14 protein-coding genes are annotated in these 20,277 nt (G+C 64.2%); 4 read left to right on the forward strand and 10 right to left on the reverse strand.

Translation table 11 applies throughout. The features are described 5' to 3' along the window. Window positions 1-921 (reverse strand): LpxL/LpxP family Kdo(2)-lipid IV(A) lauroyl/palmitoleoyl acyltransferase, encoded by a 921-nt coding sequence (locus tag ACVOLS_RS07095; RefSeq protein ID WP_481545023.1) that lies wholly within the window; start codon window positions 919-921, stop codon window positions 1-3. 246 nt (window positions 922-1,167) lie between these two features. Between ACVOLS_RS07095 and waaA the strand changes: the two genes are divergently transcribed. Beyond that, window positions 1,168-2,475, forward strand: a complete 1,308-nt coding sequence (waaA, locus tag ACVOLS_RS07100; protein WP_481545024.1) for a lipid IV(A) 3-deoxy-D-manno-octulosonic acid transferase — start codon at window positions 1,168-1,170, stop codon at window positions 2,473-2,475. A 239-nt stretch (window positions 2,476-2,714) separates the two neighbouring features. On the opposite strand, the gene ACVOLS_RS07105 is transcribed toward waaA, so the two are convergent. The 3 genes from ACVOLS_RS07105 to ACVOLS_RS07115 all read right to left on the reverse strand — a co-directional run bounded on the left by ACVOLS_RS07105 (window position 2,715) and on the right by ACVOLS_RS07115 (window position 5,544). Next, window positions 2,715-4,073: a TolC family outer membrane protein gene (locus ACVOLS_RS07105; protein WP_481545025.1), complete on the reverse strand. Its 1,359-nt coding sequence runs from the start codon at window positions 4,071-4,073 to the stop codon at window positions 2,715-2,717. A 20-nt stretch (window positions 4,074-4,093) separates the two neighbouring features. After that, complete coding sequence (locus tag ACVOLS_RS07110) at window positions 4,094-4,741, reverse strand: protein-L-isoaspartate O-methyltransferase family protein (protein ID WP_282267184.1); 648 nt, start codon at window positions 4,739-4,741, stop codon at window positions 4,094-4,096. Window positions 4,742-4,866: 125 nt separating this feature from the next. Continuing rightward, complete coding sequence (locus tag ACVOLS_RS07115) at window positions 4,867-5,544, reverse strand: TetR/AcrR family transcriptional regulator (protein WP_481545026.1); 678 nt, start codon at window positions 5,542-5,544, stop codon at window positions 4,867-4,869. Between the two features lie 106 nt (window positions 5,545-5,650). Between ACVOLS_RS07115 and ACVOLS_RS07120 the strand changes: the two genes are divergently transcribed. From ACVOLS_RS07120 to ACVOLS_RS07130, 3 genes are all read left to right on the forward strand, one after another. Continuing rightward, window positions 5,651-6,778: an efflux RND transporter periplasmic adaptor subunit gene (locus ACVOLS_RS07120; protein WP_481545027.1), complete on the forward strand. Its 1,128-nt coding sequence runs from the start codon at window positions 5,651-5,653 to the stop codon at window positions 6,776-6,778. Window positions 6,779-6,781: 3 nt separating this feature from the next. Continuing rightward, window positions 6,782-9,943 (forward strand): efflux RND transporter permease subunit, encoded by a 3,162-nt coding sequence (locus ACVOLS_RS07125; protein ID WP_481545028.1) that lies wholly within the window; start codon window positions 6,782-6,784, stop codon window positions 9,941-9,943. Window positions 9,944-10,188: 245 nt separating this feature from the next. Beyond that, the gene (locus ACVOLS_RS07130) at window positions 10,189-13,035 is read left to right on the forward strand and encodes a ligand-binding sensor domain-containing protein (RefSeq protein WP_481545029.1); all 2,847 of its coding nucleotides are present in this window, start codon (window positions 10,189-10,191) and stop codon (window positions 13,033-13,035) included. Between the two features lie 33 nt (window positions 13,036-13,068). Here ACVOLS_RS07130 and ACVOLS_RS07135 read toward each other — a convergent pair whose 3' ends face one another. The 6 genes from ACVOLS_RS07135 to leuC form a co-directional block, all read right to left on the reverse strand. Then, a complete protein-coding gene (locus tag ACVOLS_RS07135) occupies window positions 13,069-13,878 on the reverse strand; it encodes a hypothetical protein (protein ID WP_481545030.1) in 810 nt (269 codons plus the stop codon). A 91-nt stretch (window positions 13,879-13,969) separates the two neighbouring features. Continuing rightward, window positions 13,970-15,238 (reverse strand): aminotransferase class I/II-fold pyridoxal phosphate-dependent enzyme, encoded by a 1,269-nt coding sequence (locus ACVOLS_RS07140; RefSeq protein ID WP_481545031.1) that lies wholly within the window; start codon window positions 15,236-15,238, stop codon window positions 13,970-13,972. A 307-nt stretch (window positions 15,239-15,545) separates the two neighbouring features. Beyond that, on the reverse strand, window positions 15,546-16,889 hold the full coding sequence (gene gdhA, locus ACVOLS_RS07145) for an NADP-specific glutamate dehydrogenase (protein ID WP_481545032.1): 1,344 nt from the start codon (window positions 16,887-16,889) through the stop codon (window positions 15,546-15,548). 120 nt (window positions 16,890-17,009) lie between these two features. After that, window positions 17,010-18,071 carry a 3-isopropylmalate dehydrogenase gene (gene leuB / locus ACVOLS_RS07150; protein WP_481545033.1) on the reverse strand — a complete coding sequence of 354 codons (1,062 nt, stop codon included), beginning with the start codon at window positions 18,069-18,071 and terminating at the stop codon, window positions 17,010-17,012. Window positions 18,072-18,259: 188 nt separating this feature from the next. Next, entirely contained in the window at window positions 18,260-18,838 is a 579-nt protein-coding gene (leuD, locus tag ACVOLS_RS07155) for a 3-isopropylmalate dehydratase small subunit (RefSeq protein ID WP_481545034.1), read from the reverse strand. Next, window positions 18,838-20,256: a 3-isopropylmalate dehydratase large subunit gene (gene leuC, locus ACVOLS_RS07160; RefSeq protein WP_481545035.1), complete on the reverse strand. Its 1,419-nt coding sequence runs from the start codon at window positions 20,254-20,256 to the stop codon at window positions 18,838-18,840. The genes leuD and leuC overlap by 1 nt, the downstream gene beginning before the upstream one ends. Between the last annotated feature and the right edge of the window lie 21 nt (window positions 20,257-20,277).

The raw sequence follows: 20,277 nt of genomic DNA on the forward strand, positions 1-20,277 counted from the left end.
TCAGTCGTAGAAGTGGCTGCGGCCTTCGGGCTGGCGCTTGAAGCGGCGATGGATCCACAGGTACTGCGACGGCGCTTCGCGCACCATCTGCTCGATGGCGGCGTTGACCTGGGCGGTGTCGGCAACCGGGTCGTCGGTGGGGAAATCGGGCAGGGGCGGTGCGATCTTCAGCACATAGCCGCTGCCTTCGCGACGATGGAAGTAGGGCACCACGGCACAGCCGGTCATCCGCGCGAACTGGTGGGTAGCGGTGATGGTGGACGCAGGCATGCCAAAGAACGGCACGAACACCGAGTCCTTGCCGCGCATGTCCTGATCCGGCGCGTACCAGAGGAAACCGCCTTTTTTCAGATGACGCACGGTGGCGCGTATGTCCTCGTTGGCAAACATCGCGCAGGCGTATTTCAGCCGGCCGCTTTTCACCGCCCATTCCATCACCGGGTTGCGGTACTTGCGGTACATGCCAGCCAGCGGCACGTGATCGCAGAGCAGGCGGCCACACATTTCCAGGGTCATGAAGTGCCCGGATACCAGCAGCACGCCGCGGCCTTCGGCCTGCAGTGCCTTGAGGTGCTCCAGCCCTTCCCATTGCACCTGCGGGCGGATCACGTCGATCCTGCCCCACCAGGCGCGGGCAAATTCAAATATCCCCACCCCGAGTGCGTCGAAGCTGTCGCGCAGCAGGCGTTGCCGCCAGGCCTCGTCCTGCTCCGGGAAGCACAGTTTGAGGTTGACCTCGGCGGCGCGGCGACGGCTGCGTGCCAGGTGCAGGGCCAGCCAGCCGATGCCACGGCCGAGTGCACGTTGCAGTGTCCATGGCAGGCGCGCGGCGATGAAGGCAATGCCAAGCCAGGCAAAGGTGGGCCAATGGCGTGGCTGCAGCAGCGAGGGCCGGATGGCGGTGGAGGGTGAATCGGACATGGGTCGATTCTAAGCCACGGGGATGACGGCTGGCGTAGATGGGGGTTTGCTGGAGTGGGTGGGGACGGTGCGGAGTGGGCGAAGGCGAGGCAACGGCACCCCTCCTCAGTCCTCCCCTGCGCTGCGCGCAAGGGAGGAGGCGAAGCAACAGCACCTCCTCGATCCTCCCCTGCGCTGCGTGCAAGGGAGGGGGCGAAGCAGCTCTTCGTCTCACGCAGTTCCGGTGTTCTCCCGTATCCTTCGCCGATGCGTAAGGATCCAGTCGAATTTCTGCTGCGCGGCATCTATTCCGTCGTGCTTTATCTGTTGCTGCCTATCACCGTGTACCACCTGGTGTGGCGCGGGTTCCGCGTGCGCGAGTATTTCCGCCGTTGGGACGAGCGTTACGCGTCCTACCCCGAAAGTGGCAGCCAGCCGCGGGTGTGGTTGCACGCGGTGTCGGTGGGCGAGGTCAACGCGGCAGCGCCGCTGGTCAATGCACTGCGTGCTCAACGCCCGGATATCCGTTGGATCATCACCACCATCACCCCGACCGGTTCGCAGCGCGTGCGCGCACTGTGGGGCGATGCGGTGGATCACGTGTATCTGCCGTATGACGTGCCCGGCAGCGTCAGCCGCTTCCTTGAACACTTCCAGCCCAGCCTGGCGCTGATCCTGGAGACGGAGCTGTGGCCAAACATGTTGTTCGGTTGCCGTGACCGTGACATCCCGGTTTACATCCTCAACGCGCGCCTGTCGGCGCGCTCGTTGAAGGGCTATCGCGTGCTGAAAGCGCTGGTTGGGCGCGCGCTGCGCACGGTGACTTGCGTCGCCGCACAGTCGCAGGCTGATGCCGACCGCTTCATCGAGCTGGGTGCATTGCCCGAACAGGTGCAGGCCTTGGGCAATCTGAAATTCGATATCCATCCGCCGGATCCGACGGCGATGCTGCAGGCATTCCACCAGCACGTAGCTAGCACGCGGCCGATTTGGATTGCTGCCAGCACGCATGAGGGTGAAGAGCAGGCGGTGATCGAGATCCATGCGCGCTTGTTGAAACAGCATCCTGATGCCTTGCTGCTGTGGGCGCCACGTCACCCCGAACGTTTCGCCAAAGTTGAAGCATTGGCGCGCGAGCCGGGCCGGCGGGTGGCCACGCGCAAGGCGCAGCAATGGCCGGGTGCCGATGCACAGGTATTCGTGATCGACACGCTGGGTGAGTTGATGGCGTTCTATGCCTGCGCGCAGGTGGCGTTTGTCGGCGGCAGTCTGCAGGCCATTGGCGGCCACAATCTGCTGGAACCGGCAGCGATGGGGACGGCGGCGGTTACCGGCCCGCACCTGCACAACTTCGCCGAGATCTCGCGACGGATGGATGAGGCGGGAGCGCTGTGCATCTGTGCCGATGCGGCCGAAGTGGGTGCAGCCGTGTCGCGTCTATTGCAGGACGAAGCCGAGCGCGAACGCATGGTGCAGGCGGGACGTGCACTGGTCGCCAATGGCCGTGGCGCGCTGGAGCATACGATTGCGTTGATCACACCGCAGTTGCCGCCGCCGAGTGAGTCGGCTGCGTAGCCGGGGTAAGCGAAGCGCTGGGGCCTGTTTGTAGGAGCGGCGTAAGCCGCGAAGCTGATGGTGCTTGAGTCCTCTGCACCCGTACACGCTGATACGGTGCTTGCTTCGCGACTCATGCCGCTCCCACAAAGAAGCAATGCTGTGCCGCGCCGGTTGGATGATGGTGCTCGCGAGCAATGTTCCAGAAACAAGAAAGGCGGGCCGAGGCCCGCCTTTCTGCATTGCGCTTCTGCGCGGCGTTACTGCGCGTTGTTCGGCTGCAGCTTGGCGGCGGCATCTACCGTCAGCAGACGGTTGATGTCCTGGATTTCGCTGATATCCAGATCGCCGATGGCCTGGCTCAACTGCAGGCGGGCCTGCAAGAAGTTGTAGCGCGACGTTGCGTAGTCCAGCTGGGCCTGGAACAGGGTGCGCTGGTTCTGAACCACGTCCAGCACGGTACGGGTACCGACTTCCAGGCCGACCTGCGAGGCGTCGTAGGCGCTCTGTGCCGAGACCACGGTCAGGCGGCGCGCTTCCACTTCGCTGATACCGGCAACCAGTGCCTGGTAGGCATTGCGGGTGTTGCGGTCGAGGGCACGCTTCTGCTGCTCGAAGGTATCCTGGGCGATATCGCGACGGGCCAGCGCCTGGCGTACGCCGGACTGGGTGGCACCACCGGCGAAGATTGGCACGTTCAGGGTCAGGCCGATCGAGTTGGTGGTGGCGTCCGGAGCGACAGAGCCGCTACCAGTGGTGTCACCCCAACGCGCGCTCTTGCCCCAGCTGCCGCCCAATGACAGGGTCGGGTAGTGGCCACCACGGGCGGAGGAGACGTTGGACTCGGCGGCGCTGACCTGCAGCTCCTGCGCCTTCAGCGCCGGGTTGCGCGAGACCGCATCGGCGACCAGCTGGTCGACGTTGCTGCGGTTGGCTGGCACTTCCGGGCGGAAGTCTACCGGCAGGCCGCGCAGGTCGCGCACCGGCTGGCCGGTCAGCTCGGTCAACGCCTGGTAGGCGTCTTCCAGTGCATTGCGGGCAATGATGGTATTGGCACGTGCCTGGTCAAACTGGGCCCGGGCTTCGTGCATGTCGGTGATCGGTGCCAGGCCCACTTCCAGACGCTTGTCGGCATAGTCGAACTGCTTCTTGGCAGCGGCTTCGTTGGTCTCGGCGGCAGTCAGCGACTCGATGCCGACCAGCACGTTGAAGTAGGTGGTCGCAGTACGCACGACCAGTTCGTCGTTGGCCGACTCGAGATCGAAATCGGCAGCCTTGCTGACGTCACGCTGCGCGCGCAGGTTGGCGAACTGGCTCCAGTTGAACAGGGTCTGGCTGCCGTTGATGCCGTAGTTGCGGGTCTTGGAGGTGGAGCTGCCGCTGATGTCGTCGTAACTGGTGCGGGTACGGTTCAAGGACGCCTCACCGCCGATCTGCGGCAACAGCGCGGCGCGGGCCTGCACCTGGCCTTCCTTATTGATCAGGCGCGTGGATTCAGCCGCAGCCAGCTGCGTGTCACCGTTGCGGGCCATTTCGTAGACCTGCAACAGGTCGGCGGCATGGGAAGTCAGCGGAGTGAGAGCGACTGCCAGCGCAAGGGTGAGGGATCGGCGGATCATTGCGGCTTCCTTGGACGGTTTTAGAGTTGGAATTGCGGTGCGGGCGCAGCGCCCTGCAGATAATCAAGATCGGTTTCGAACAGCGAGGCAATGCTGCCATCGGCCTGGACCAGCACCGCTTCCATCACCGGCGAGACGCCGCGGATGGCAAACAGGCGGCCGCCGCTGCGCAGCAGCTTCAGCAGTTCCACTGGAACGGTTTCTACCGCACCGGTGATGCAGATGGCGTCGAACTGACGCTGGCTCTGCCAATTCAGGCCATCGGCCACTTCAATGCGGACATTGCTGCCCAGCTTGGCGGCGTCCAGGTTCTGGCGGGCACGCTCGGCCAGCTCCGGCTGGATTTCCAGGCTCAGCACTTCGCGGGCCAGCTGGCCCATGCAGGCGCTCAGGAAGCCGCTGCCGGTGCCGATTTCCAGCACTTCGTCGGTCGGCTGCAGATCCAGCGCCTGCAAGGTACGGCCTTCGATGACCGGCTTCATCATCTTCTGGCCATGGCCCAGCGGCAGCTCGATGTCGGCATAGGCCAGGGCGCGGTGCGATTCGGCGACGAAGGCTTCACGCGGCAGGCGGGCCAGCACGTCCAGCACGCGGACCTCCAGCACATCCCAGGGCCGGATCTGCTGTTCAACCATCATTTCGCGGACGTGGGAGTAATCGATCGTCATGGGAAGCTCATCATTCCAGCGCAGTGGGCCGGCCATTTTACCGGTTACCAGACACAAAGTACGGGTCCAACATTGCGGCGAGGGCCGCGTTGGACGCAGTGCCGGAAGTCATTCGCACCTCCGGTTCATTCAGCTTGCTGGCGCGGGGCGTAGGCCCGGAGGAAGAAATCAACGCTGGCGGCGATATGCACGTCGGCATTGAGCTGATCCGGGGCGGCGCACAGGCCACACATCATATGGGTATGGACTTCGCCCTTGATCAGGCAGAAGAACTGCCGCGAGGCCAGCACCAGGTCGTCAATGGCCAGCTGGCCACGGGCAACGCGGTCACCGAGGAACTCAGCCAAGGCGGTTTCGGTACGGGCTGGGCCTGCCTGCCAGAACATCTGCCGGACCCGGTCGTCGGTGTCCGGAGTCATCATCATGCGCTGGGTGGCAATAGCCGCATCGCTGCTGATCAGGGTGAAAAAGGCATGGCCGATGCCCAGCAACTGGCCGCGCAGCGGTGCCTCGTTATCGGTGACAAACAACTCGTCCGGCATCATTTCCACGCACTTGGCCTGGATCGCCTCGCTGAACAAGGTGTCCTTGTCGCCAAAATGGCTGTAGACCGTCAGCTTGGAGACACTGGCGCGAGCGGCAATCTCGTCCATGCTGACGCCGTTGAAACCCTGCTCGATGAACAGCTCCTTGGCCGCGTCCAGAATGGCCGCACGCTTGCCCAGGTCCTTGGGGCGCCCCGGACCGGAACTGCGCTGCGCCGCTGCTGCTGCGGGCGCTGGGGAGGGTTTCTTCGGAGACATCAGGTAATACTAGACCAGCTGGCTCGATATTTATACTATACCGATGCGTTTAGTAATGGCGGTGAAATCCCGTCCCCCCTCTCCCCTTGCGTCAGCGACCTTATTTATGACCCACCTTCGATGGATTGGCTGTTGCCTGCTGTTGCCCTTGCTTGCTGCCTGCGGCAAGCCTGAAACCGCGCCTGTACATGCTGTACCCGTGTTGGTGGAGCACCCGGCCGGCAATGGCGGGGTGGCGATCGGCGCCTATCCGGGCGAGGTGCGTGCGCGCGAGGAAACCGCGCTGTCCTTCCGCGTCGGCGGCAAGCTGCTGCGACGTGAAGTGGATGCTGGCCAGCGGGTCAGCAAGGGCCAGTTGCTGGCCGAGCTCGATGTTGCCGACTACAACCTGCAGGCCCGTGCGGCGCAGGCACAGTTTGCTGCCGCCGAGGCCGATCTGGTGCGCGCCCGCGACGAGCACAAGCGCTACCAGGCGCTGGCCAGCCAGCAACTGGTCAGCCAGTCGGCGTTGGATGCGCAGACCGCGGCGCTGAAGGCGGCGCAGGGCCAGGCCGATGCGGCGCGGGCCAATCTCGATGTTGCGCGCAATCAGTCCGGCTATGCCCAGTTGCATGCGCCGGAAGGCGGCATGATCGCCAGTCGCGAGGCCGAGGCCGGGCAGGTGGTTGCTGCTGGCCAGACCATCTACACGATGGCTGCCGATGGTGCGCGCGAAGTCGCCATTGCGCTGCCGGAAAGTGCGATCCGCGATTTCAGCGTTGGCCAGGCGGTCGAGGTCGAGTTGTGGAACCAGGAAGGCAAGCGTCTGTCGGGCAGCATCCGCGAGATCGCCGCCGCTGCCGATCCGCAGGCGCGCACCTATGCCGCACGGGTCAGCCTGGCAGCCGATGCGCTGGATGCGGTTGAACTGGGTCAGAGCGCGCGGGTGTTCATCGCCCATGGCAAGCAAGGCGTGATGAGTGTGCCGCTGGCTGCGGTGCAGGTTGGCAAGCAGCCGCAGCAGGCCAGCGTCTGGGTGGTGAACCCGGCCGATGGCAAGTTGCAGGCGCGTGCGGTGACGCTGGGCGCCTATGGCCCGGAAAGCGTGCCGGTGCTGCAGGGTCTGAAGGCTGAAGATTGGGTGGTTGCCGCCGGCGGCCATCTGCTGCGCGAAGGCCAGCAGGTGACCGCCGTGGACAGGAGCAACCGACCGGTGCTTGCGCCTGCCGCCGCATCCGCAAAGAAAGGGGAGTGAGGCGTGAAACGCTTCAATCTCTCCGAATGGGCGCTCGGTAACCGCCCGCTGGTGCTGTTCATGATGATCGCGATGGCGATCATCGGTGCCTGGTCGTACAAGCACCTTGGCCAATCCGAAGATCCGCCGTTCACCTTCAAGGCGATGGTGGTGCAGACCATGTGGCCGGGTGCCACCGCCGAGCAGGTGTCCAAGCAGGTCACCGAGCCGATTGAAAAAGCATTGATGAACACCGGCGAGTTCGAATTCATCCAGGCCTATTCGCGCCCGGGGGAGTCGCAGGTGATCTTCATGGCGCGCGACTCGATGCCGTCCAAGGATGTCCCCGAACTGTTCTACCAGGTGCGTAAGAAGGTCGGCGACATCCACTCGCAGCTGCCGGCCGAAGTGATCGGGCCGTTCTTCAACGACGAATTCGGCGACACCTTCGGTAATATCTATGCGTTGACCGGCAAGGGCTTCGACTATGCGCTGATGCGCGACTATGCCGACCGCATCCAGCTGCAGCTGCAGCGCGTGGATGATGTCGGCAAGGTCGATCTGCTTGGCCTGCAGGACGAGAAGGTGTGGATCCAGCTGTCCAACACCAAGCTGGCGACGCTGGGTGTGTCGATGCAGCAGGTACAGCAGGCCTTGGCGCAGCAGAATGCGATTGCCCCGGCCAGCTGGTTCGAAACCCCGACCGACCGCGTGCAGCTGCGCGTGAGCGGTCAGTTCACCTCGGTCGAAGACATCCGCAACTTCCCCATCCAGGCCGGTGATCGCACCGTGCGTCTGGGCGATATCGCGGAAGTGAAACGCGGCTTCGCCGATCCGGCCTCGGCCAAGATGCGCTTCATGGGCGAGGACGCCATCGGTATCGCGGTGGCAATGAAGAGCGGTGGCGACATCCTCAAACTGGGCAAGACCCTGGACAGCGAGTTCGAGCAGCTGCAGAAGACGCTGCCGGCCGGCATGCAGCTGCGCAAGGTCTCCGACCAGCCGCATGCGGTGAAGGAATCGGTGGGCGAGTTCGTCAAGGTGCTGACCGAGGCGGTGGTGATCGTGCTGCTGGTGAGCTTCTTCTCGCTGGGCTGGCGTACTGGCCTGGTGGTGGCAGTGTCGATCCCGTTGGTGCTGGCGATGACCTTCTTCGTCATGCATCAGTTCGATATCGGCCTGCACAAGATCTCGTTGGGTGCCCTGGTGCTGGCACTGGGCCTGCTGGTGGATGATGCGATCATCGCGGTGGAGATGATGGCCACCAAGATGGAGCAGGGCTACGACCGCCTGCGCGCCGCCAGCTTTGCCTGGACATCCACCGCCTTCCCGATGTTGACCGGCACCTTGATCACCGCGGCCGGCTTCCTGCCGATTGCCACCGCGGCATCGAGCACCGGTGAATACACGCGTTCCCTGTTCCAGGTAGTGACCATCGCGCTGGTGGTGTCGTGGATTGCCGCGGTGCTGTTCATTCCCTACCTCGGCGACAAGATGCTGCCGGACCTGCACAACCCGCAGCCGCCCAAGCCGGGCAGCATCGCCGGGCGCTGGCACGCCATGCGTCTGCGTTGGGCCGACCGCAACCCGGCGCTGGCCAACGTGATCAAACCCAAGGAGCTGGCGCACGACCATGACCCTTACAAGAGCGCGTTCTACCAGCGTTTCCGCGGTTTCCTGGATGCCTGCCTGCGTCGCCGCTGGCTGGTGATCCTGGCCACGGCCGGGCTGTTCGTGTTCTCGCTGGTGATCTTCCGCTTCGTACCGCAGCAGTTCTTCCCGGATTCAACCCGGCCCGAGCTGATGGTGGATATCGAACTGGCCGAAGGCGCGTCGCTGACTGCTACCCAGGCGCAGGCGCAGAAGTTCGAAGCACTGATCAAGGGGCACAAGGGCGTAGCCAATTTCGTCGGCTATGTCGGTAATGGTTCGCCGCGTTTCTACCTGCCGCTGGACCAGCAGCTGCCAGCCACCAACTTCGCCCAGTACGTGGTGTTGGCCGAGGACACCAAGGCGCGCGAGGAGTTGCGTGATTGGCTGTTGAAAGAAGTGGTGCCGAAGTTCGGTGACGTGCAGTTGCGCGTGACCCGTCTGGAGAACGGCCCGCCGGTTGGTTACCCGGTGCAGTTCCGTATTTCCGGCGAGCATATCGAGCGGGTACAGGCGATTGCCGCGCAGGTGGCGGAGAAGGTGCGGCAGAACCCGCATACCACCAACGTCAACCTCAACTGGAGCGAGCCGAGCAAGGTGGTGCGGCTGGTCGTTGACCAGGACCGCGCCCGCGTACTGGGTGTGAGCAGTGCACAGATCGCGCAGTTCCTGACCAGCTCGCTGTCGGGCATGAGCGTGAGTACCTACCGCGAGGGCAACCGCCAGATCGGCATGTTGCTGCGTGGCCCCGATGACGAGCGCGCACGACTGGACATGCTGGGCAGCCTGGCCATTCCGACGGCCAGCGGCAAGTCGGTGTCGTTGGCGCAGGTGGCCAAGCTGGAATATGCCTTCGAAGACGGCATCATCTGGCACCGCGACCGCCTGCCGACCGTCACCGTGCGTGCCGATATCGGCGACAGCATGCTGCCGGTAGGCGTGGTCGAGCAGATCGTGCCGACCTTGAGCGAGATCCGCGACGCCCTGCCCAGCGGCTACCTGCTGGAAACCGGTGGCACCGTGGAGGACTCCGCACGCGGGCAGAACTCGATCAAGGCCGGCATGCCGTTGTTCCTGGTGGTGGTGGCGACGCTGCTGATGGTGCAGCTGCGCAGCTTCTCGCGGGCGGCGATGGTGTTCATCACCGCACCGCTGGGCATCATCGGCGCGACCTGGTTCCTGCTGCTGTTCCAGGCCCCGTTCGGCTTCGTGGCGATGCTGGGAACGATTGCCCTGGCCGGCATGATCATGCGCAACTCGGTGATCCTGATCGACCAGATCCAGCAGGACATCGACGCTGGCCACGATCGTTGGCACGCGATCATCGATGCCACGGTGCGCCGCTTCCGGCCAATCGTGCTGACGGCGCTGGCGGCGGTGCTGGCGATGATCCCGCTGTCGCGCAGTGCGTTCTACGGCTCGATGGCGATCTCGATCATGGGCGGGCTGATCGTCGGTACGGTGTTGACCCTGGTGTTCCTGCCGGCGTTGTATGCAGCCTGGTTCCGGGTGCGCCCGGACGAGGCCAGCCACTGAGAGGACCGCTGTGATCCGTCGCCGCCACGGCTGGCTTTTGCGCCTGCCGTAAGAAACGGCGACGGATTTCACGGTTGAGGTGGTAAATTGGCGCGTCGACGGGGGAGTCGGCGCGACCTGCGGAGGCGGGTTTGTACAGACGCCAGAGGATCACCGACGCCACAGTTGCATGCCTTGCAGGCCGGAATCGGCTGGCGGCCGCGCTGTGCACTCTGTTCGTAACAGCACTGCTATGGGCTGCGATCTTGCCGCCGGCCCAGGCCTCGCGGCATACCGTCGCTGGTTGGGGCATGGAGCAGGGGCTGCCGCACAATCTGGTGCAGTCGGTGGCGCAGGGCAGTGACGGCTTCATCTGGCTGGGTACCTGGGAAGGCGTGGTCCGCTTCAATGGGCGCAGCTTTACCGTATTTGATCGGCAGAACACCCCGGGCGTGGAGCTGTCCGGGGTGCTGAGCATCCTGCCCGAGGCCGACGGCGCAGTGCTGTTCGGGACCATTTCCGATGGTGTCTATAGCTACCACCGCGGACGTTGGGAAGCATTGGGGGGTGCCGATGCCCGCCATCTATCGGTTACCGCACTGCTGCGGGATCCGTCCGGTGACCTGTGGATCGCCGCCAAGGACAAGCTGCTGCGCTTGCTGTCCTCCGGGCAACTGCTCGATGCCGGCGCCACGCTGGGGCTGCCCGAGGTTCCGATCACCGCACTGCGCCTGATGGCGGATGGATCGGTGCTGGTTGCCACCGAAAAAGGTGTCTACCACCAGCAGCAGGGGCGCCTGGTGCCGTGGAACGGTACGGCTGGTTGGGTGGTGCGTGATCTGGTCGATGATGGCAACAACGGCTGGGTGGTGGCCGCCGACGACGGTGTCCATTGGCTGCACGGTGATGGCCAGAGGCAGCACCTGTTACCCGGTGAGCGCGTGGATGCGGTGCGTCATGATGCCAGCGGCGCGTTGTGGCTGAGCCTATCCGCAGGTCGTCTGGTGCGCTTGGCGGCAGGCAAGACCGAGCGTATCGCGGTCCCCGGGCAGGTCAGCCCCGCCTTGTTGATAGACCGGGAAGGTCTGGTCTGGGCGGGCAGCACCGATGGCTTGTTCCGCATCGATGAAGGCGCGGCACGTGGGCTGACCATGGAGGATGGATTGGGCTCGGACTACCTGCGGGCGCTGATCCAGTCCGACAATGGTGATGTCTGGATTGGGCATTCCGAAGGCCTGAACCGCATGCGCGGCGATGTGATCAGCGCGGTGCGCTTGTTGCCGGGCACTGGTCGCGACGCGTCGGTACTGGCTCTGGCTGAGCGCGACGAGGGCGTGTGGGCTGGCACGTACAACAAGGGCGTGCTTGGCCTGGATGTGGCTGGTCGGGTCGTGCAACAAATCAGCTTGCCAGGTACCGTCCAGCCGCTGATCCGGGCCCTGTTGACTGAAAGCGATGGCGGTCTGTGGATTGGTAGTTCGGAAGGTCTGTTTCACCACCAGAGCGGCAAGCTGCATCACTACGGATTGGAAGAAGGTCTGCCGGGGCTGGCGGTGCACGCGCTGTATCGCGACGCTGCCGGCGTACTCTGGATAGGTACCAACGGCGGCATGGCGGGTCTGGACAAGGACGGCAAGCTGCAGGCGTGGTCGCCCGACGTGGGGTTTCCGGCACGTTATGTTTTCGACTTCCTTGGTGACGACAATGGCGATCTGTGGATTGCCAGCGATCACGGACTGCTGCGTAAGCGCGGCTTGGACATTACCGTCTTCGATCACCGCAATGGGTTGCCGCGCGACAAGATCTTCCGGGTCATCGACGATGGCGCTGGCCATCTGTGGCTACCCAGCAACCAGGGCGTGTTCCGGCTCGATCGCACGGACCTGATTGCCGTGGCTGCCGGCGCGCGTACGCATCTGGCGGTGCAGGTGCTGGACCATACCGATGGCATGCCCAGCAGCCAGGGCAATGGCGCTTCATCCCCGGCGGGCTGGTTCACGCGTGAGGGTGAATTGTTGTTTCCCACCGCCGGTGGCCTGGCGGTGATCGATCCGCAGCGTGTCGATGGCAATGCACGTTTCCGGAAGATTCCGGTGGCCATTGAGAGTGTGGTCATCGATGGCGATCCGCAGCCGGTGAGCAGCGCCTATTCCCTGCCAGCCGGAGTGGATCGCATTGCCGTGGCCTACGCCGGCCTGGGCTTCCGCGCGCCGGACAAAATGCGTTACCGCTATCGCCTGGAAGGCTTTGACAGTGATTGGTTGGATGCGGGCAGTCGCGTCGAAGCGATCTATACCAATCTACCGCCAGGGAAATATCGGTTGCGCATCCAGGCGATGTCGTTGCCGTTGGATTGGGAAAACACCAATCGTGGCGGCGAAGCAGTGCTGGAACTGGATATCGCCGCACCGCTATGGCAGCGCCCATGGGTGCGCTGGCTGAGTGCTGCTGCCGTGCTGGGCCTGATCCTGTTGCTGGCAGGTTGGCGGGCGGCCAGCTACCGGCGCGGGCAGCAGCGTTTGAGCAACGAGATCGCCGCACGTACCCAGGAACTGAGCGAGAAGAACCGCGCGCTGGAGCAGGCCGACTCCGAGCGCGCCAGCCTGTTGCAACGCCTGGAGCATCAGGCGATGCACGATCCGCTCACCGGTCTGCCCAATCGGCGTGCGGGTGATGCCTATCTGCAGCAGGCGCTGCAGCGTGCCAGTACCGAGGGCACGCCCTTGAACGTGGCGTTGGTGGATGTGGATCACTTCAAGCAGATCAACGACCGCTACGGTCACGATGCCGGCGATCAGGTGCTGCGTGATATCGCCAGCCTGCTGCAGCTGCGGCTTGGCAAGGAGCAGTTCGTGGCGCGGCATGGCGGTGAGGAGTTCCTGGTAGTGATACACGGCACATCACTGCAGGAGGCGGTGGCGACATTGCAGGAGCTGCGGATCCGCTTGGCAAGGCTGCGCTTCGAGGACGTGGATGCCGACGTCAGTGTCACCGTCAGTATCGGTGTCGCGGCCTTGGGCCCGGGACAGGCTGACGGACGCACCTTGCTGGCAGCAGCGGACAGGCAGCTGTACCGCGCAAAGCGCGAGGGCCGTAATCGGGTGCTGGCCTGAGTCGTGCAGGACAGCCAAGCAGACCATGCCAGGTCAAGGCCGCCTGCGTAGCGGTGTCATGCCGACACCACATGCAACCAGGGTCAGCCCCATCCACTTGAGAGCGGCGTAACTGTTGCCCTGATAGGCATCGGCCAGCGCAAGCCAAAAGAACGCGAGATTGGTCAGCACCGACACCAGCGTCGCATCACGTGGGCTGCGCGCGGCGACGGTGATGACCTGGATGCGCAGGGCGGCGATCAGGCCGATTGCCACAACCGGCCACAGCTGTGCCGGCCAGGCCGGGCGAACGATGGCGAGCAACAACAGGGTCGACAGTCCCGCACCGCGGTTGTAGATGCGGTTGGTGGTGGCTGGGCTTTCACCGGCTGCAGCCAGCTGACCCAGGCTCAGGAACGAACCGGCATAGGCCAATGCCGCCGAAGCCGCCAGTAGATGTGCGCCATTGAGATTGAAACCCTGCATGCCGGGCTGCAAGGTCAACGCCAGTCCTGCGAATGCCAGTAGCGCGCCAGCACGTGAGCGGATATCGCGCATCGTGCGGAAGGTCACCAGGATGGGCGCGGCATTGAGCAGCATGGATGCCTCGATCGCACTCGCACCTGGCCAGGCCAGCGCGAAGTAATAGGCGCCGAAGGCCCACAGCCCGACCAGCATGCGCCGAACGTGCAGTCGCAGCGGCGCCCTGCGACGAATGCGGCCAGGGCTCAGCGCCGCGCCTGCAAGGAACTGCGCCATCAACAGCCACAACGGGTTGATCAAGGCATCGCTGGTGCCGCTGATGATCAACGCGGTGATGGCAGACAGCAGACTGGCGAAGATGCCCAGCAGCAGCGTTCGCACTAGTGTGATTCCACCGCCAAGGCGTGGTTTGTTCGCGAATCAGTGGCGTTCGCACTTGTGGCTGCGTCGCGGCGCGGCGGGCACGTGACGCTCATGCAAGCGCCCCTTGTGCGCGTGCACGGGCGTGGCCCGGCTTGGTCGCCAACAGTGTCGTGATTGCCAGGCCAAGCCGGCGCACATCATCGTGTGTATGCGCGGCGGACAGTGACACGCGAATCGCCCCTTGGCCGCGTGCAATCGTCGGAAAGTAGACTGGCGTGGTGATAAATCCGTGACGGCTCAGCAGGGCGTCCGCGCTGGCGATCGCATTGGCGGCATCGGCGCAGGGAATGACCCGGAAAGCGATGGACGTGCCGGCTTGCTCGGTACGGATGCCGGCGGCATCAAGCAGGCCATCCAGCGCCGCTAGACGTTCGCCGAGTGCCGTGCTCAGGCGCAGGTGCTCCTCCGGTACTGCCAGGATCTTCATCGCCGCGAGAATCGCCCCCTGCGCCGATGCATCCAGATTGCAGGAGAACCTGTCAGCGACGGAATCTTTCAGCAGGCTGTCTACAAACGTGCATGGACCCACCATGAATCCACCGGCCGCACCGAACGCCTTCCCGAACGAGCCAGTGACGACGGTGCGCTGCGTATGTTGCTGCAGCGATTCCATCGCGTTGCCGCGGCCATCGCGACCATGCATGCCTACCGAATGCGCATCGTCCAGCCACAGCAGGCCGCTGGGCGTCTCATCGAGGAAACGCGACAAACCCTTGAAGTCAGCGAAAGTGCCCATCGAATAGAGACCATCTTCGACGACGACAACCGGCCGGCGCGAGCTGCTGGCCACGGCGCTGGCGACGGCAACGGTGTTCTTGCTGACAATGACGCGGTTCGCCGCGAACGCGCCTTTGACCGCGAAGTGAACGGTTGCATGGGCGTTGGGGTGGACGACGGCGGTGGCATCAATCGCAGAAGCGGCGAAGCCGGCCGCTACCGCGATATTGGCAGACAGCGTTGTCGGATAGATACGTGCCTGCGAATCGCCGGTTTTCATCGCGACGAGGCGATGGTTGATGTCATCACTCAACGCGGTCTGTGCCCGTGCCATTGCGACACTGGAGTGCAGTGCGCCGAATTGGTCGATCGCATCGATGGAGGCGCGCGACACTTCGCTGCGGGTGTTGAGCCCAAATGGGCTGTTGGAAAGGAAGTCGGTTACCCAGCGCGAGCCGCCTGCTGCGTCGATCCTCAGGGTGCGGTTCTGCCCGCATTCGAGAATCTGGATGCCGTAGAGGTTCTTGTCCCTGGCGGCATCATCTGCGGCCCAGCTGTTGATGCGCGTTTCTGGCTGGGCAGTTGCGTGCGAAATCTCCATTTACTGACTCCATTCCGTTGAATGAGCTCCATGTAGCCACCTTCATGTAGCCGGAATGTTTCAGGAAGCAAATGCTTGGGAATAAGCAGATTCCCTTCGCCGGACTGCCGTGCCTGGATATGGGGATGTTGCCTGTGCATGGCGCGACGCCTGTGCAGCAACTGCAACGGCGCTCGCGCACTGCTTCTTGATGGCGAGGTATGCAGGTGCCATTGCATGGTGTTGGGGTTGCCACGAAGCTTCTTCCACAAACGACAACGGCACCCGAAGGTGCCGTTGTCCTGGAGCTGTTCCAAATATGGATGGGTCAGTAAAGACCTTGTGCCAGCATAGCATCGGCGACCTTGACGAAGCCGGCGATGTTGGCGCCGTCGACATAATTGACGCTGCCATCGGCACGCACGCCGTGATGCACGCAGTTGGCGTGGATCTCTTTCATGATCACGTGCAGGCGTTCGTCGACATCGGCATGGCGCCATGACAGGCGCAGCGCGTTCTGGCTCATCTCCAGGCCCGAGGTGGCCACGCCGCCGGCATTGCTGGCCTTGCCTGGCGCGTACAGCGTGCCGGCCTGCAGGAACACATCCACCGCTTCGAGTGTGGACGGCATGTTGGCGCCTTCGGCCACGCAGAGCACGCCGTTGTGGACCAGGGTACGTGCGTCGGTTTCATCCAGCTCGTTCTGGGTAGCGCAGGGCAGGGCGATGTCGGCCGGGATATGCCAGGGACGACGATCCGCAAGGAATTCAAAGCGCGCATCATCGGCCAGCTCGGACAGACGGCCGCGGCGTTCGTTCTTCAACGCCATCACTTCCTGCAGGGCGGTCTCGTCGAAGCCATCGCGCGCATACAGCGTGCCGCCTGAGTCGGAAAATGTCAGTACCTTGGCGCCGAGTTCGCTGGCCTTGATCGCCGCGTACTGGGCAACGTTGCCGGAACCGGACACCAGCACCTTGGCGCCGTGGGTCTGGCGCTTGGCGTGATGCAGCATCTGCTCGACGAAGTAGACCGTGCCGAAGCCGGTGGCTTCCGGGCGCATCAGGCTGCCGCCAAAGGCCAGGCCCTTGCCGGTGAACACGCTGGAGGCGTCATTGCTGAGCTTCTTCATCATGCCGGCCATGAAGCCGACCTCGCGTGCGCCAACGCCGATATCGCCAGCCGGCACATCGGTATCCGGGCCGAGGTGGCGGTACAGTTCCAGCATCAGCGCCTGGCAGAACCGCATCACTTCGCCGTCGCTCTTGCCCTTGGGGTCGAAGTCCGAGCCGCCCTTGCCACCGCCCATTGGCAGGGTGGTCAGCGCGTTCTTGAAGGTCTGCTCGAAGGCCAGGAACTTGAGGATGGACAGGTTCACCGAGGGGTGGAAGCGCATGCCGCCCTTGAAGGGGCCAATCGCCGAACTGTGCTGCACGCGCCAGGCGCGATTGACGTGGGTTTGCCCCTTGTCATCGGCCCAGGCGACGCGGAACTGGATGACCCGCTCCGGCTCGACCAGACGTTCCAGCAACCCGTATTGCGTGTACTTCGGGTTCTGCTGCAGGAATGGCCACAGACTGTGTGCCACTTCCTTCACTGCCTGCAGGAACTCGGATTGGTTGGGGTCGCGCTTGGCCACATGGGCCAGGAAGTCGTCGGGGGTGCGGTAGTTCAAGGTCATTCCTTTGTTGGTGCGGGACCTGAAACGACAGGTCCAATGAAGAAACGGCGTGGTATCCACCTGGCGGGAACGGCCCGCAAAAAAAGACGCGGCCAAGGGCCGCGTCCGGTTACATCAGTTCAACTGCGCAAGCACGGCTAGCCCGGCTTGCTGGGTGTTGAGCGCCTGACCTTGTGCTGCGAGGTCGGCGGTGAAATAGCCTCCGTCGAGCGCGGATGTCACCGCCTGTTCGATGGCTGCAGCTTCTGCTTCCAGCCCCAATGAGTGCCGCAGCAGCATCGCCGCGCTGAGGATGGTGGCGTAGGGGTTGGCGATGCCCTTGCCGGCGATATCCGGTGCCGAGCCGTGGATCGGCTCGTAGATGCCGACCTTGCCCTGTTCGCCCAACGAGGCGGACGGCAGCAGGCCCAGCGAACCGGCCAGCATCGAGGCCTCATCAGTGAGGATGTCGCCGAACATGTTCTCGGTGACGATCACATCGTAGACGCGCGGCTTGGCGATCAGGTGCATGGCCATGGAATCGACCAGCTGGTGTTCCAGTTCCACGTCCGGGAATTCCTCGCGGCCGATGCGTGCGGCGATGTCACGCCACAGACGCGAGGTTTCCAACACATTGGCCTTGTCCACCGAGGTGAGCTTGCCACGGCGCTGCTGCGCCAGGCGGAAGGCGCTGCGCAACACGCGTTCGATCTCGACCGCGGTGTAGCGGCACAGATCGCTGGCGCTGTCGGCGTCGCGGGTCTTGTCGCCGAAGTAGATGCCGCCGGTCAGTTCGCGCACCACCACGAAGTCCACGTCCTTGAGCAGTTCGGGCTTGATCGGCGAGGCGTTGAGCGCGGCCGGGTGGGTGCGAACCGGGCGCAGGTTGGCGTACAGGCCCAGTGCCTTGCGGATCGCCAGCAGGCCTTGTTCCGGGCGCACCTTGGCGTTCGGGTCGGACCACTTGGGGCCACCGACGGCGCCTAGCAGGACCGCATCGGCCTTGCTGCAGGCGTCCAGCGTGGCTGCCGGCAGCGGCTCGCCGTGATTGTCGATGGCGATGCCGCCGATGTCGTGTTCGCTGAAGCTGAAGCTGTGGCCGAATCGGGCTGCGATGGCCTTGAGCACGTCGACGGCGACCGCGGTGATTTCTGGACCGATGCCGTCACCCGGCAGTACGACGATGTTGGCTTGCATGTATGGGTTCCGGTTGCTGTTGTTGAGAACTCCCTCCCTTGCGCCGAAGGCGCAGGGGAGGGCTGGGGAGGGGTAGCTCTTGCTGTTGCTGTTGCTGTTGCTGTTGCCGTTTGAGCCTTGCAAGCCAAAAGCCAACCCCCTCCCGACCTCCCCCTGCCGGCTACGCCGGCAAGGGGAGGGGTGTTTCGTCAGGCTGCTTTCGCCGCCTCATACCGCTCGATTTCATCGACCCGGCCCAGCAGCCAGCCCAGCTGGTCAACGCCTCCCAGCAGACAGGTCTGCGAGAAACCATCCAGCGGGAAGCTGTATGCCTTGCCGCTGGACGTGCGCAGCTCACGCGCTGCTACATCCACCGTCAGTTCGTCATCCGGATTCTGCATCAGCGCCTGCACATCGGCTTCGTCCAGCACGATCGGCAGCAGGCCGTTCTTCAGCGAGTTGTTGCGGAAGATGTCGGCGATCTCGCTGCTGACGATTGCCTGCAGGCCCAGATCGGTCAGCGCCCACGGCGCATGTTCGCGCGAGGAACCACAGCCGAAATTGCGCCCGGCCAACAGGATGGCACGGCCCTGGTTGTGCGGCTGGTTGAAGGCGAATTCCGCATTCGGCGAACCATCGGCCTGCCAGCGCCAATCATTGAACGCGTTCTTGCCCAGACCTGCACGCTCGGTGGTGGACAGGAAACGCGCCGGGATGATCTGGTCGGTGTCGATATTGGTCTGGCGCAGCACCACGCTGCGCGAAACGATGCGGGTCAGTGCGGCCATCACGCCACCTCCTTGGCAAACAGATCGCGGGTATCGGCAACGCGCCCATTCACCGCAGCCCATGCCGCGCTCATCGGCGAGGCCAGCAAGGTGCGCGAGCCCGGCCCTTGGCGGCCTTCAAAATTACGATTGCTGGTGCTTACCGCCAGCTGGCCCGGTGCGACCAGATCACCGTTCATGGCGATGCACATCGAGCAGCCCGGCTCGCGCCATTCGGCACCGGCGGCACGCACGATCTCGTGGATGCCTTCGGCCTCGGCATCGCGCTTGACGATCTCCGAGCCCGGCACCACCAGCATGCGCACGCCATCGGCGACGTGGCGGCCGCGCAGCACCTGTGCCACTTCGCGCATGTCGCTCAGCCGGCCATTGGTGCAGGAACCGACGAACACCACGTCGACCGGCGTACCGATCAAGCTGTGGCCGGCTTCGAACTTCATGTAGTCCAGGCCCTTCTGCGCGGCGGCATCGTTGGCAGCCGGGATCGGCGCATCAACGGCAATCGCGGTGCCCGGGTGCGTGCCCCAGGTCAGGGTCGGGCGGATGTCGGCGGCATTGATATTCACTTCCACATCGAAGCGTGCGCCTTCGTCGCTGTTCAACGAGGACCAGTACGCCACCGCCTTGTCGAAGTCGGCGCCTTTGGGGCCGCGCGGGGTTTTGGCGACCCAGTCGAAGGTGATCTGGTCTGGTGCCACCATGCCGGCGCGGGCGCCGGCTTCGATCGACATGTTGCACAGGGTCATGCGCTGTTCCATGTCCATCGCGCGGATAGCCGAGCCACGGAACTCCAGCACGTGGCCGGTACCACCGTTGACGCCGATCACACCGATGATGTGCAGCACCACGTCCTTGGCACCGACGCCCCGCGCAACGGCGCCATCAACGGTGATGGACATGGTCTTTGCCTTGCGCTGCAGCAGGCATTGCGTGGCCAGCACGTGGCCGACTTCGCTGGTGCCGATGCCGAAGGCCAGCGAGCCGAATGCGCCATGCGTGGAGGTGTGGCTGTCACCGCAGACGATGGTCATGCCCGGCTGGGTGAAACCCTGCTCGGGGGCGATGACGTGGACGATGCCGCGGTTGGCCGAGGACAGGTCGAACAGTTCGATGCCGTACTCGGCGCAGTTCTTCGCCAGCGTCTCCACCTGTGCTTCGGAGGCCTTGCTGGCGTAGGGCAGCTTGCCGTCCGGGCCGGCCGGCAGGGTCGGCGTGGAGTGGTCCATCGTCGCCTTGGTGCGGTCGGTGCGGCGCGGCTTCAGGCCGCGCTCGCGCAGCTCGGTGAAGGCCTGCGGCGAGGTGACTTCATGGATCAGGTGCAGGTCGATGTACAGCACGGCCGGCGCGTTGTCGGATTCGGGAACGACAACGTGGGCATCCCACAGTTTGTCGTACAGGGTTTTGGGTGCGGAGCTCATTGGTTCGTTCCGGTGCCTATG

The sequence above is a fragment of the Stenotrophomonas sp. STEN038 genome (assembly GCF_056759895.1).

Bases quoted from the DNA above. Each gene is read 5' to 3' on its own strand.
- ACVOLS_RS07095 (WP_481545023.1), bottom strand. From the start codon at position 921: ATGTCCGATTCACCCTCCACCGCCATCCGGCCCTCGCTGCTGCAGCCA.
- waaA (WP_481545024.1), top strand. From the start codon at position 1,168: ATGCGTAAGGATCCAGTCGAATTTCTGCTGCGCGGCATCTATTCCGTC.
- ACVOLS_RS07105 (WP_481545025.1), bottom strand. From the start codon at position 4,073: ATGATCCGCCGATCCCTCACCCTTGCGCTGGCAGTCGCTCTCACTCCG.
- ACVOLS_RS07110 (WP_282267184.1), bottom strand. From the start codon at position 4,741: ATGACGATCGATTACTCCCACGTCCGCGAAATGATGGTTGAACAGCAG.
- ACVOLS_RS07115 (WP_481545026.1), bottom strand. From the start codon at position 5,544: ATGTCTCCGAAGAAACCCTCCCCAGCGCCCGCAGCAGCAGCGGCGCAG.
- ACVOLS_RS07120 (WP_481545027.1), top strand. From the start codon at position 5,651: ATGACCCACCTTCGATGGATTGGCTGTTGCCTGCTGTTGCCCTTGCTT.
- ACVOLS_RS07140 (WP_481545031.1), bottom strand. From the start codon at position 15,238: ATGGAGATTTCGCACGCAACTGCCCAGCCAGAAACGCGCATCAACAGC.
- leuB (WP_481545033.1), bottom strand. From the start codon at position 18,071: ATGCAAGCCAACATCGTCGTACTGCCGGGTGACGGCATCGGTCCAGAA.
- leuD (WP_481545034.1), bottom strand. From the start codon at position 18,838: ATGGCCGCACTGACCCGCATCGTTTCGCGCAGCGTGGTGCTGCGCCAG.
- leuC (WP_481545035.1), bottom strand. From the start codon at position 20,256: ATGAGCTCCGCACCCAAAACCCTGTACGACAAACTGTGGGATGCCCAC.